This window comes from Anoxybacillus sp. J5B_2022, from assembly GCF_026847645.1.
Classification (GTDB): Bacteria; Bacillota; Bacilli; order Bacillales; family Anoxybacillaceae; genus Anoxybacteroides.
In genome coordinates, this window is sequence record NZ_JAPSMC010000070.1 from 1 (window position 1) to 13,465 (window position 13,465).

Below are 13,465 nucleotides of genomic sequence, written 5' to 3' on the forward strand. Positions count from 1 at the left end.
CAATCATTTTTATTTATTTGGTTAATTTTATTATCCATATCATACATAAAACCTCAACTCCGCTAAGAGGTGAGGTTCGAATTATCCGACATACCAAAGCTTTTCGCCGCCGCGGAACACTTCTTCGATCGTTCCTCCGCCAAGACATTCTTCGCCGTTGTAAAAAACGACGGCTTGCCCCGGCGTCACCGCGCGCACCGGATGGTCAAACACGACTTTTACCGTCTGATCGTCAATGACATGAACGGTCACACCGGTATCCGGCTGGCGGTAGCGGAATTTCGCTGTACAGCGCAGCGGCTCTGTTGGCACACGGCCTGACACCCAGTTCACATGAGTAGCGATGATCGAGTCCGAATATAGCAGCTCATTATCAAACCCTTGAGCGACGTATAAAATATTTTCTTTCAGATTTTTGCCGACAACAAACCACGGTTCTCCGCTGCCGCCAATGCCAAGGCCGTGGCGCTGCCCAATTGTATAATACATTAATCCGTCATGTTTTCCTTTCATTTCGCCGTCTAACGTCTGCATAGTTCCTGGTTGAGCCGGCAAATAGTTGCTTAAAAACTCTTTGAAGTTGCGCTCGCCGATGAAGCAAATACCGGTGCTATCTTTTTTCGTTGCCGTGGCAAGTCCTGCCTCTTTCGCAATTTCCCGTACTTTCGCTTTTTCAATATTCCCGATTGGAAACATGATTTTTGAAAGCTGCTTTTGTCCTAATTGATTTAAGAAATACGTTTGGTCTTTGTTTTGGTCAACGCCGCGCAACATTTTATATTCGCCATCACGATATTCGACGCGTGCATAATGCCCCATCGCTAAATAATCCGCTCCGAGAGACATCGCATGCTCTAAAAACGCTTTAAATTTAATTTCCTTATTGCACATGACATCCGGATTCGGCGTGCGGCCTGCTTTATATTCATCGAGGAAATACGTAAACACTTTATCCCAATATTGCTTTTCAAAATTTACCGCATAATACGGAATTCCGATTTGGTTGCAGACGCGCATTACATCTTCGTAATCTTCCGTCGCCGTACATACTCCGTTTTCATCGGTGTCGTCCCAGTTTTTCATAAAAATCCCGATCACATCATAGCCTTGTTGTTTTAAAAGAAGTGCGGCGACCGATGAGTCAACCCCGCCGGACATGCCGACGACGACGCGCGTATCTTTTGGTGCTTTGTTCACCGCTCTCACCTCCGTTATTCGTTTGTTAATCTTTTGACAATGTTCACCGTTTCATAAGCCGCTTTTTCGATTTGTTCTTCTGTATTTCCAAGCCCGAAGCTGAACCGGACCGAAGAACGAATGCGGTCGGAGTTTTGACCGAACATCGCGACAAGAACGTGCGACGGGTCGATCGACCCCGCTGTACACGCAGAACCGCTCGATGCGGCAATCCCTGCTAAGTCTAAATTGACGAGCAATGACTCCACATTTGTTCCCGGAAACGCCACGTTTAAAATATGAGGAAGGCATGCGTCTTGGTCGCCGTTGATTGCATAACGAATGCCGCTTTGTTTGAAAATAGCGACCATCTTCTCTTTTAACGCCCGGTACTCACTTTGTTTTGTGGACATCGTTTCCAGCGCGATTTCCACCGCTTTCGCCAAGCCGACAATGCCAGCAACGTTTTCCGTTCCCGCCCGGCGCTTCCGTTCTTGCTCGCCGCCAAATGCTCGCGGCATAAGTCTCACATGCTCGCGCGCATATAAAAAGCCGACCCCTTTTGGCCCGTTAATTTTATGCGCGGAAACAGACAAGAGGTCAATGCCTAGTTCATTGACATCAATCGGAACAAGCCCGTACGCTTGCACTGCATCGGTATGAAAATAAGCCGGATGGTCTTTTAATAGTTTTCCAATTTCCTGAATCGGCTGCAAAACGCCTGTTTCATTATTTCCAAACATTACCGATACGACAATCGTGTCGTCGCGAAGCGCGCGTTGTAAAGCTTCGAGCGCAATTTTTCCTTGTCCATCGACCGGAAGATACGTGACGTCAAATCCTTCTTTTTCAAGATAATGGCACGCATGCAATACGGCATGATGCTCAATCGCTGTCGTAATAATATGACGTCCTTTATGGCGGTTCGCCAGCGCAGCTCCGATTAGCGCTAAATTATCCGCTTCCGTCCCGCCACTCGTAAAAATAATTTCCGTCGGTTTCGCGCCGATGCTTTGCGCTACCATTTCGCGCGCCTCATCGATCGCTCGGCGGCTTTGTCTGCCAAAAAAATGAATGCTTGACGGATTGCCAAACGATTCCGTCATCATCGGTACCATCCGCTCGACAACCATAGGGTGCGTTGGCGATGTGGCGGCATGGTCTAAATAAATGCGTTCCAACGCGATTCTCCTTTCTCACCATCAAATATAAAACATGTAGGATTCACTATCGTCGCTACTATATTTCGCTAAATCTTCAAGCGTTGTGCTGTCAAGCACTTCCTGTACCGCATCGCGGATACGAATCCATAGCTCCCGCTTCGCCGGCTCTTCTTCTTCTAGTCCTTCTACCGGACTAATCGGTCCTTCCAACACGCGGATGACATCTCCCGCTGTAATTTTAGATGGATGGTCAGCTAACACATAGCCGCCGTATGCACCACGAATGCTTTTTACAAGGCCAGCATTGCGAAGCGGTGAAACGAGTTGTTCTAAATAATGTTCTGATAAATCGTGTGCGCTCGCAATCGATTTGAGCGAAATCGGGCGATCCCCGTATTTTTTCGCCAATTCAATCATAATCGTTAATCCGTATCGACCTTTTGTTGAAATCTTCATTGTATTCCCCCTAACGACTTCCCACGTGCCTATCGCGATACTATATCTCCTGCCTGCTTTACTCGTTAACATAATGCCAAACGGCATCATAAATAGCTCTGCCACATACGCAATCTCATCTATGCTCGTTAAAGAATAATCGCAAACATTATACCATACTTTTTCTATTCCTTCATTGCTTGCGCCTTAAATCACACAGTCTGTTGTACACTTTGGCATAATGCTTTTCCTCGCCGTTTTCTTTCGGGTGATAATATTGCACCCCTTCTAGTCCGTCTGGTAAATATTGTTGTGATACCCAACTATTTGGATAGTCGTGGGGATATAAATACCCTTTTCCGTGCCCTAACACGCTTGCTCCTTCGTAGTGCGCATCTTTTAAATGCGCAGGAATGTCGCCAATTTTTCCTTTTTGCACATCAGCGATTGCTTTGTCGAGTGCTTTGTATGCTGAATTGGATTTTGCTGAAAGACACAATTCAACGGTTACAACCGCCAACGGAATGCGCGCTTCCGGCAGACCGAGCCGTTCCACCGCTTGAATAGCGGCATTCACCTTGACACCCATCAACGAATTCGCCAAGCCAATATCTTCATACGCAATGACAAGAAGCCGACGGCAAACCGCCGCTAAATCTCCCCCTTCTAATAGTCTTGCCAAATAATGAAGCGCTGCGTCGACATCGCTGCCACGAATGCTTTTTTGGAAAGCGGATAAAAGCGAATAATACGTATCTCCTTTTTTATCATGAGTGAATCCTTTTTTTTCAACGCAATCAAGCACTGTCTGTTCATCGACGACGATGCGTCCGTCTTTTTCCTTCCCTGCATATACGACCGCCTCTAACACATTGAGCGCGGAACGGGCATCGCCGTTTGTTCCATCAGCAATGATCTGCAATAAACGATCGTTAATGTCAACGGAAAACGCCCCAAGCCCGCGCGTTTTATCTTGTAGCGCTCGTCTAAGCAGTATGACCACTTCCTCCGGTGTCAACCGCTTTAACTGTTTTATTTGTCCGCACCGACTGCGGATCGCCGGATTGACTTCATGAAACGGGTTTTCCGTCGTAGCGCCGATCAGCGTGATCAGCCCGTTTTCGATGTTGGGCAATAAATAGTCTTGCTGCGCTTTATTAAAGCGATGAATTTCGTCAATAAACAAAATAACGTTGCCGACCATTTTCGCTGTTGCGACAACTTCCTCCATTTCTTTTTTTCCCGATGTCGTTGCATTTAACGCAAAAAATTCTCGGTTCACCGTACCAGCAATCGCATACGCCAAAGACGTTTTCCCGACACCTGGCTCGCCGTACAACAACATCGACGGAACGTAACCGTTATGAATCATTTTGTATAATGCGGTATGTGGCCCAATGATATGCGTTTGTCCAACAATTTCATCAATCGTTCGCGGTCGCATGCGGACAGCTAGCGGTTCTTGTGCAAAAAGCATCGTCTTCTCACCTCCAGCCAAATGAAAAATAGAAAGCTCTCTGCACAATACCGCAGAGAACTATAGCGCAAAATAGCGATGAATGGCGGTTGTTAATTCGCTCCATAACGGAATGTGTAGCCGTTCTAAATACAGTAACAACGCTTCGACCATAAATTTTCTCGCACCCTCCGTTTGCGAAAACTCTTGTTTTAGCATGTTCAACGAATGGAGGACATCGTTTTCCGACGAATTGTCATTTGCCAGCGCCTCAATGATTTCCTCGATATAAGCGACAATGTGCTGCCGCTCTTCTTCCTTCCTTCTTTGTTCCACATGAAGATAGTCCTTCATCATTTCATCCGTCAAAAGTGGGACATCTTGCTCGGTAAAGCTTGCCACAATCGCGTCTAAGCGCCGCAAAGCAAACGGCACGAGCGCGGAGTAGTGCAACTCTTTTTGTTCGATTGCCATATAAAACATATATTCTTTTAACATGCCATTGAGCATCGTCGCACAATCGAGGGCAAATGGACGAAGCCGCTCTCCGTATATATCGATGATCGCTTGTCGATACCAGTTGATCGTTTGGGCGCGAATGCGAAAAACAAGCTGATGTACTTCGTCGTTGATTTTGGCTGCTTGTTCCCCTATATGCATTCCGACTAATTCTTTTCGCCGTACGAACTCTTCGATTTGAAGCAAAAGTTGTTTTTCAAACTTTTCCCGCGCTGATAATGTATTATCTTTTGCTACTTGTTCTAATTTTCGAAATAACATTTCATAATGATAACGAAAAATCGAAACGGCAATTTCTTCCTTTGACTTAAAGTAGTTATAAATAGAACCTTTGGCCATCCCGCTTTGTTCGGCAATTTCTTGCATCGATGTAGCGTGATACCCTTTTTCAGCAAACAACTTCATCGCTGCTTGAATAATCGTTTCTTTTTTGCTCAACGCTGTCCCTTCCTTATCTCTGTTTTCCTTGTTTTATTATAGCATAAGAGGCTGACCCTGTTTGAGTCAGCCTATGATGATTTATGCGCTTCGTTCTTTTTTCACTTCGCGGAAGAAAAATAGTTCATACATCACCGGAATAATGACAAGCGTTAACAACGTCGATGACGTTAACCCGCCGATGACGGTAATCGCTAATCCTTTCGAGATCAACGTTCCGGACGCTTTCGTGAGCGCTAACGGAATGAGCGCCGTGATCGTTGCAAACGCCGTCATTAAAATCGGACGCAGCCGCGTTTTGCCTGCTTCAATAAGGGCATCGCGCACCGTCATTCCTTTTTGTTCACGGTTTTGCCCGATCCGATCAACGAGCACGATGGCGTTTGTCGTGACAATCCCGATGAGCATTAACAGCCCAATCATCACGCTCACCGACATTGGCTCATGAGCGAGATACAAACCGAGAAGCGAGCCGATTGGCACGAAAATGAGCGACGACAAAATGATGAATGGGATTCTTGCCTTGCCAAACGTAATCAACATCGTAATGTACACAAGGCCGATCGCTACGATCATCGCTAAACCGAGCTGTTGGAACGTTTCCACCGTTTCGTCGCTGCCACCGCCGACCTCAAATGAAACGTCTTTCGGTAGCTTCACGTCTTTTTTCACATGATCGATAACATCTTGTGTCACTTTTTGAATATTATCGCCAACAATTTGCGCCGATACGCGGGCAAATACTTTTCCATCCAATTTTTGAATCGACGTATACGTATCGACTTCTTTCACGTCCGCAATCGCAGAAACTGGGACAAGGCCACGCTTCGTGAAAAGAAGCGTATTTTTTAACGCATCAACCGAATCGATTCCTTTGTCGTATGACAACTGCACTGTCCGGTCAACACCGTCAAGCTTAAGCGTTCCGACTTGAACTGGTCTCGTCGCATCAGCAATCGTGCCGAGCACTTGGAACCCAGATACGCCATAATCAGCGGCTTTCGCCGGATCGATTTGAACGATCACTTGTTTTTGCTGGTCGGCAAAGTTGTTTGTCACATATTTTAAGTCTTTCCGCTTATTCATGTAGTTTTCTACATCTTTCGCCGCCTTTTGTAAAGATGCGAGGTCGTTTGAATATAAGTCGATGTTGACATCGTTGTTCGAAGGCGTGCCCCCAGAACTAAGTTCTTGTACGCCAATTTTTGTGCCTGGTGCTTCTTCGTCGGCAATGGCTTGCATGTTTTTCTCGAGCGTTTTAATAAATGGCGCGACGCTGACGCCTTCTTTTAAGCGAATGAAGTAATTCGCTTGGTTCGACCGTTTCAGTCCTGTGCGGAAATCGCGGCTTCCGACGCCTGCTGTCACATCTTTAATTTCCGCTCGGTCGGCAAACATTTTTTCTACCTTCAACGACACTTCGTTTGTTTTTTCAAGCGAAGTAGAAGATGGCAGTTCAATGCTAGCGACAAGCGTCTTTTGCTCTTCGTTCGGCAAGAACGTAAAACCGAGTTTCGGAACGAGCGCGAGGGAGCCGACAAGCAAAACAATCGATGAAAGCAATACGATCCATTTATGGTTCAATGCCCAAGCAATGACGCGCCCGTAAAACCGTTGCAATGCCCCTTCTTTTTCTTCTGGCGGCACTTTTTTGAATGAAAATTTTGCTAAAATTGGAACGATCGTCACAGCAACTAAAAGGGACAAAAAGAGCGAGAAAACGATCGTTAGGGCAAACGGCAAGAAAAATTCGCCTGTAATGCCGCCGACAAAGCCGAGCGGCAAGAACACCACGACGGTCGTAATCGTCGATGACGTGATCGCTTTTAAAATTTCTTTCGTCGAATCTTGCACTAATTCATCGCTCATACCCGCTTTCGATTTGCGGACGCGCCGGAAAATGTTTTCAATAACGACGATACTGTCGTCGACGACGCGGCCAACTGCGACCGCCATGCCGCCAAGTGTCATCACGTTCAGCGATATATCAAGGCGATGCAAGAAAATCGATGCCACAACTAAGGACAACGGAATGGAAACAATCGCGATAATCGTTGCCCGCACGTTACGCAAAAAGACAAGGACGGCGATCGAGGCAAATAACGCACCTAACAATCCTTCACGCACAAGCGATTCAACCGATTTTTTAATGCCTTCTGCAGAGTCAAAGCCAATCGCGTAGTTGAATTCGTCTTTATGAGCATCTAGCACCTTAATGACTTTATCCGCCACCTCGACCGTATTCGCATCTTGTTTTTTCGTGACGGCCATGGACAACGAATCTTTCAAATTGTAACGAGTTTTTTCTGGTTGGTCGGTAATCGTTTCGATTTTTGCCACATCTTTTAACTTAATTGGCGGTATTGACCGCATTGCTCCTCCTTGGAATGAAGAGGTCGCCTGTTGGGCGATTGGTGACGTTAACGTCATGTTCTCTAGCGCTTCGACCGTGTCGAGCTTTTCTTGCACGCGCACAGGAATTTGCAACGTATCGGTATTGACATTTCCAGCTGGGAACGATAGAAATTTTTCGTTAATTTGGTCTTTAATTTGTGATAGTGTAAGACCGGCCTGCGCGGCTTTTTGTTTGTCAACCGTAATTTGCACCACCTCTTCTTTCATGCCGCCGACCGAAACAGAGTTGATGCCGTTAATTTTATTGAGCTCCGGAATGACATCCCGCTCTAATACCTTCTGCAAATCAACCCCTTGTTTCGCAAATAACGAAATATTAAAAATCGGGAATGTCCCGAACGAAAAACGGTTAATTTTCGTTTGCACGTTATCCGGAAGCTTTGTATCTTTAATGATCGTATCGACTTGCCGCTCCATGTCGTTCATATCGGTACGGAACGGAAATTCAAGGTTGATGATGGAAATGCTCTCATAGGAAGAGCTTTGCATTTTTTTCATGCCTTCAATCGATTTAAACTTTTCTTCTAGCTTAGAAGTCACTTGCTCGTTAATGTCTTCTGGAGAAGCGCCCGGATAGACGACTTCAATCGATAGCTGCGGAAATTCGATGTTCGGCAATAAATCGACTTTTAAAGAAGAAAAAGAGTATAACCCCCCTAAAATAAGAAGAAATGAGATAATAAACACCGCAACCGCATTTTTTAAGCTAAACCGTGTTAAAAAATTCATCGTTCCCGTCCTTTCTATCATGGCGTATGTAGACTGACCGTTTGTTCTTGAATATACATGACTGAACGGTCGTTATATCATCAATATAAACAATTTCGTTTTTCTTTTCAACTGTTACTATAAAAATGTAAAAAAGGGGTCCCCTCGTGTTCGGTGCCCCCTAGTTCGTTATTCTTCTCCAACGCGATAAATTTTCACATCTTTCAACAATTCCCGTACGACGTATGATGCCATGATGAGCCCCGCTACCGACGGCACAAAGGCGTTAGAGGAAGGCGGCATTTTCGCCTTACGAATCGTCGCTTGATCGTTGCCGACTTCTTTGCGAACTTCTTCGCGAATAATGATCGGTTTTTCATCGGAAAACACGACCGGAATCCCTTTCTTAATTCCTTCTTTGCGCAATTTCGTACGGATCACTTTTGCGATCGGGTCCGTATGCGTTTTCGAAATATCCGCGATGCGGAAGCGAGTCGGATCCATTTTGTTTGCTGCTCCCATGCTGGAGATGATCGGAATGTTTCGCTTTAAACATTCTTTCATTAAATGAATTTTATACGTAATCGTATCGGAAGCATCAATGACAAAGTCTAGACCATAGCTAAAAAATTGTTCGTACGTTTCTTCTGTGTAAAACATTTTAAGCGCAATGACTTCACATTCAGGATTAATGTCAGCAATGCGCTCTTTCATTAAATCCACTTTCGGTTTGCCGACCGTAGAAAGCAGCGCATGAATTTGCCGGTTAATGTTCGTAATGTCCACATCGTCTTTATCGACGAGCACAAGCCGACCAACGCCCGAACGCGCCAGCGCTTCGACGGCAAACGAGCCAACGCCGCCAATTCCTAATACAGCGACGGTCGCTTTTTTTAACTTTTCCAGTCCTTCTTTTCCAATCGCCAACTCATTGCGTGAAAACTGATGCAGCATGACACCCTCCATCACATTCATCATTTTTGTACCGCTACTATCCTACACAATTAAAGCAAGTATTTCAATCGGATTTTTTCTTACCAAAACAAAAACCCTTATGTAAAGCATGTGCTTCACATAAGGGATTCATTCGGAGTTGGAAGTCCCAATCGTGCCGTCGATGCCTTCGTTTTGAACCCGCTCCCAGCAGGTGGGTGCCCTGTTTCAAGGTTTGTACGTCCTCAAGTGAGAGGCATGTACGCCGCTTGAAAACTCCGGACTCCCGTATAACTTATTGTTCGGTCAAAACAATAAGGTTATACGACGAACACATCAGGACTGTTTGCTTTGAATGTATCATAGCACATTTTTAACGTCTTTTCAATGCGTGTACAAATAAGCAATTGTTACTTTTTCATGACATTCCGGTTACATATTACGCGTGACTGGCGTTTTCGACTTTGACCGCTAAGTGCAGTTCTTCTAGCTGGCTGGTGCTGACCACGCTTGGCGCATCGGTTAACAAGCAGCTAGCACTTGCTGTTTTTGGAAACGCAATTGTATCGCGCAAGTTCGTGCGCCCGGCAAGGAGCATGACAAGACGGTCAAGCCCTAACGCGATGCCTCCGTGCGGCGGTGTGCCGTATTCAAACGCCTCTAGTAAAAAGCCAAACTGCGCCCGCGCTTCTTCTTTCGTAAATCCGAGCACTTGGAACATTTTCTCTTGCACATCGCGCTCGAAAATCCGGAGCGAACCGCCACCTAATTCATAGCCGTTCAATACAAGGTCATACGCTTGCGCGCGAACTTCCGCCGGATTAGTATCTAGCTTCGCCAAATCTTCGCGCACCGGCATCGTAAACGGATGATGTGCCGCATAATAGCGCCCTTCTTCTTCATCATACTCTAAAAGCGGCCAATCAGTGACCCATAAGAAGTTAAACTTTGTTTCATCGATGAGCTTTCGCTCTTTTCCGAGCTTCAACCGCAACGCCCCGAGTGCATCCGCCACCACCGGTTTTTTATCCGCCACAAACAATAGCAAGTCTCCTGTTTCTGCTGCCAACGCCTGCATAAGGCTTGCCTGCTCCGCTTCTGTAAAAAACTTCGCAATCGGCCCTTTTAGTCCATCCCCCTCAACTTTAAGCCATGCTAACCCTTTTGCCCCGTAGCGAGCAACAAACTCCGTTAATCCGTCAATATCTTTGCGCGAATAGTTGTCAGCCGCTCCTTTGACGTTGATCGCCTTCACTTGCCCGCCGTTTTCGACCGCGCCGGCAAATACTTTAAAGCCACAGCCTTTCACTTGCTCAGATACATCGACAAGCTCCATGCCAAAGCGAGTGTCTGGCTTATCGGAACCGTAACGAGCGATCGCTTCCTCATAAGAAATGCGCGGAAACGGAAGAACAACGTCAATTCCCTTCGCGATTTTCATGACGCGAGCCATCATTCGCTCGACCATTGCCATGATATCTTCTTGGCTCATAAATGATGTTTCAATATCGACTTGTGTAAATTCTGGCTGACGGTCAGCCCGCAAATCTTCATCACGGAAACAGCGCGCAATTTGGTAATATCGCTCAAAACCGCCGACCATTAATAGCTGCTTGAAAATTTGCGGCGACTGCGGCAGCGCGTAAAATTCGCCTGGATGAACGCGGCTTGGCACTAAGTAGTCACGCGCTCCTTCCGGCGTGCTTTTCGTTAAAATCGGCGTTTCCACTTCTAAAAAGCCTTCTTCGTCTAAAAAGTCGCGGATCGCTTTCGTTACTTGATGGCGCATTTTGAACGTTTGAAACATCACCGGACGCCGCAAATCTAAATAGCGGTACTTTAGGCGAACATCCTCTGCCACATCTGTGTCATCGACAATCATAAATGGCGGTGTTTTGGCTTCGTTTAAAATCGTGACACGCTCAACATGCACCTCAATTTTGCCAGTCGCTAAATTCGGGTTCACTTGCCCTGCTTCGCGACGCACAACGGTGCCTTCCACGTCCAAGACGTATTCGTTGCGAATCGTTTCCGCTACACGCAGCGCCTCGGCTGATACGTCTGGGCTAAAGACGATTTGCACAATGCCCGTGCGGTCGCGCAAGTCGATGAAAATCAATCCGCCAAGGTCGCGGCGTCTTTGCACCCATCCTTTTAACGTCACTTTCTCGCCAACCGCTTGTTCACTAACTTCTCCACAATAATACGTCCTTCCAAACATTCCTAACCCTCCTATACTAATGCATTTTTTACATATTGGACAAATGAAGCGAGCGGCACTTCCGTTTGTTCGCCCGTTTTCATATTTTTCACGTTAATAATCTGCTTCTCTAGTTCATCGTCGCCGAGAATCGCCACGTATTGCGCTTGCAAACGATCTGCTGCTTTCAGCTGCGCTTTTACTTTCCGGTCTTGATAGTCTTTTTCTGCTGTAATGCCCGCTTGGCGGAGCGCATGCACGAGGGAAACTGCTTCCTCTTTCGCTTTTTCGCCTAACGCAACGACATAGCAGTCGATTCGTGCCGATATCGGCAACAAAATGCCTTCCGCCTGTAATGCAGCAAGCAATCGTTCGATGCTGAGCGCAAAACCGATTCCTGCCGTTTCCGGCCCGCCAATTTCTTGCACAAGCCCGTTATAACGCCCGCCGCCACACAGCGTAGTAATCGCACCAAATCCTTCCGCTTCGCTCATAATTTCAAATGCCGTATGGTTATAGTAATCAAGGCCGCGGACAAGACGAGGATCGACTTCAAAACGAATGCCTAATTTCGTCAAGTACGTTTGTACTTTCGCAAAATACGTACGTGACTCCTCATTTAAATAGTCTAAAATGGACGGCGCAGTCGCCATTAACTCATGATCGCGGTCTTTTTTGCAGTCTAAAATGCGCATCGGATTTTTCTCAAGGCGCGCCTGGCAGTCTTCACAAAGTTCGGTAATTCGGCCTTGAAAATGATCGATCAACGCTTGACGGTGCGCTTTTCGGCTCTCCACATCACCAAGGCTGTTAATGACTAGTTTTAATTTCTTTAAACCGAGCGACTGATAGACGTTCATTGCCAGCGCGATGACTTCTGCATCGATCGCTGGGTCGTTGCTGCCGAGCGCCTCGACGCCAAATTGCACGAACTGGCGGAATCGTCCTGCTTGCGGCCGCTCGTAGCGAAACATCGGCCCTATATAATACAATTTCACTGGCTGATTAGGCTGGCCATACATTTTGTTTTCGACAAATGAGCGAACAACCGCTGCGGTTCCTTCTGGTCGAAGCGTAATGCTTCGGCCGCCGCGGTCTTCAAACGTGTACATTTCTTTTTGCACAATATCGGTCGAATCGCCAACGCCGCGTAAAAACAATTCCGTATGCTCAAAAATCGGCGTGCGAATTTCTTGGTAGTTGTAACGCCGGCAAATATCGCGTGCTAGTTGTTCGACATATTGCCATTTCTCAACTTCTCCAGGCAGAATATCTTGCGTTCCTCGTGGAATTTGAAACGACATATACTGCAACCTCCTAGTTTTCTATGTAAATAAAGAAAAGTGCAAAGCTCCTACCGAGGCAGCTTACCCGCTTAACAAAAAAGCGGAGCGCCTCACACCGATGGCGGTTAGCCAATAAAAAAACTCCCTTCCCTATGAAAAACATAGGGACGAGAGTGTTGTTCCCGTGGTGCCACCCTAATTGAAGCAAATGCTTCCACTTTGCCCCGATAACGCCCGGTACGCGTTCTCTTCTACTAGCGGTTGCGTTCAAAGAGAAGCCTACGGAGTGTTCGTTCGTTAAGTCATCATGGAGAAATGCTTTCAGCCTATGGCATTTCCTCTCTGGCCATGTGTACTCTTAACTACTTTTCTCCATCATCGGCTTTTCCCAATTTTATTTTTTATGTTACGAATGAATCTGCTGTTTGTCAAGCGAGAAAACGCATTTATGAGCGAAACAGTTGCTTTTTTAACTTCTGGACGTCGCGAAGCGTCAAGCCAAACTCCGCTGCTAGCTCATAAGGCGTAGCGTCCGGTTCTTTGCGAATAAATTCATGAAAATCGACATGAAACAGTTCGCCCCCTTGTTGATGAACGAACTCTCCCTTCTCACTATTTCTCACGGTCGTCATCCTTTCGTTTCGGCATTCATTTTTTAATCTTTCCTGTTTCGCAAAAAAATAAAAGGATTTTTGCATTTTTTATCGAATTAGTATGATTCCGACGACGAACGAAA

At 46.3% G+C, this 13,465-nt stretch carries 10 protein-coding genes, 1 other RNA gene and 1 other annotated feature; all 11 genes read right to left on the bottom strand.

The window, feature by feature from the left end; genetic code table 11:
- Positions 1 to 81: 81 nt before the first annotated feature.
- Positions 82 to 1,197: a tRNA 2-thiouridine(34) synthase MnmA gene (mnmA, locus tag M4I42_RS14665; protein WP_268852836.1), complete on the bottom strand. Its 1,116-nt coding sequence runs from the start codon at positions 1,195 to 1,197 to the stop codon at positions 82 to 84.
- 14 nt (positions 1,198 to 1,211) lie between these two features.
- Positions 1,212 to 2,357 carry a cysteine desulfurase family protein gene (locus M4I42_RS14670; RefSeq protein WP_268852837.1) on the bottom strand — a complete coding sequence of 382 codons (1,146 nt, stop codon included), beginning with the start codon at positions 2,355 to 2,357 and terminating at the stop codon, positions 1,212 to 1,214.
- 21 nt (positions 2,358 to 2,378) lie between these two features.
- A complete protein-coding gene (cymR, locus tag M4I42_RS14675; RefSeq protein WP_268852838.1) occupies positions 2,379 to 2,795 on the bottom strand; it encodes a cysteine metabolism transcriptional regulator CymR in 417 nt (138 codons plus the stop codon).
- Positions 2,796 to 2,967: 172 nt separating this feature from the next.
- A complete protein-coding gene (locus tag M4I42_RS14680) occupies positions 2,968 to 4,251 on the bottom strand; it encodes a replication-associated recombination protein A (RefSeq protein WP_268852839.1) in 1,284 nt (427 codons plus the stop codon).
- Between the two features lie 60 nt (positions 4,252 to 4,311).
- A complete protein-coding gene (locus M4I42_RS14685) occupies positions 4,312 to 5,187 on the bottom strand; it encodes a TetR/AcrR family transcriptional regulator (protein WP_268852840.1) in 876 nt (291 codons plus the stop codon).
- A gap of 81 nt (positions 5,188 to 5,268) precedes the next feature.
- On the bottom strand, positions 5,269 to 8,331 hold the full coding sequence (locus M4I42_RS14690; RefSeq protein ID WP_268852841.1) for an efflux RND transporter permease subunit: 3,063 nt from the start codon (positions 8,329 to 8,331) through the stop codon (positions 5,269 to 5,271).
- A 168-nt stretch (positions 8,332 to 8,499) separates the two neighbouring features.
- Entirely contained in the window at positions 8,500 to 9,264 is a 765-nt protein-coding gene (locus M4I42_RS14695; RefSeq protein ID WP_268852842.1) for a tRNA threonylcarbamoyladenosine dehydratase, read from the bottom strand.
- A gap of 141 nt (positions 9,265 to 9,405) precedes the next feature.
- Positions 9,406 to 9,589, bottom strand: a non-coding RNA gene (gene ssrS, locus M4I42_RS14700) — 6S RNA.
- Between the two features lie 93 nt (positions 9,590 to 9,682).
- Entirely contained in the window at positions 9,683 to 11,464 is a 1,782-nt protein-coding gene (gene aspS / locus M4I42_RS14705) for an aspartate--tRNA ligase (RefSeq protein WP_268852843.1), read from the bottom strand.
- An 11-nt stretch (positions 11,465 to 11,475) separates the two neighbouring features.
- The gene (gene hisS, locus M4I42_RS14710; protein ID WP_268852844.1) at positions 11,476 to 12,747 is read right to left on the bottom strand and encodes a histidine--tRNA ligase; all 1,272 of its coding nucleotides are present in this window, start codon (positions 12,745 to 12,747) and stop codon (positions 11,476 to 11,478) included.
- A 142-nt stretch (positions 12,748 to 12,889) separates the two neighbouring features.
- Positions 12,890 to 13,117, bottom strand: a binding site (T-box leader).
- A 58-nt stretch (positions 13,118 to 13,175) separates the two neighbouring features.
- On the bottom strand, positions 13,176 to 13,352 hold the full coding sequence (locus M4I42_RS14715; RefSeq protein WP_268852845.1) for a hypothetical protein: 177 nt from the start codon (positions 13,350 to 13,352) through the stop codon (positions 13,176 to 13,178).
- Positions 13,353 to 13,465: the final 113 nt, after the last annotated feature.

Coding starts and splice junctions, on each gene's coding strand:
- cymR (WP_268852838.1), bottom strand. CDS start 2,795: ATGAAGATTTCAACAAAAGGTCGATACGGATTAACGATTATGATTGAA.
- M4I42_RS14680 (WP_268852839.1), bottom strand. CDS start 4,251: ATGCTTTTTGCACAAGAACCGCTAGCTGTCCGCATGCGACCGCGAACG.
- M4I42_RS14690 (WP_268852841.1), bottom strand. CDS start 8,331: ATGAATTTTTTAACACGGTTTAGCTTAAAAAATGCGGTTGCGGTGTTT.
- M4I42_RS14695 (WP_268852842.1), bottom strand. CDS start 9,264: ATGCTGCATCAGTTTTCACGCAATGAGTTGGCGATTGGAAAAGAAGGA.
- aspS (WP_268852843.1), bottom strand. CDS start 11,464: ATGTTTGGAAGGACGTATTATTGTGGAGAAGTTAGTGAACAAGCGGTT.
- hisS (WP_268852844.1), bottom strand. CDS start 12,747: ATGTCGTTTCAAATTCCACGAGGAACGCAAGATATTCTGCCTGGAGAA.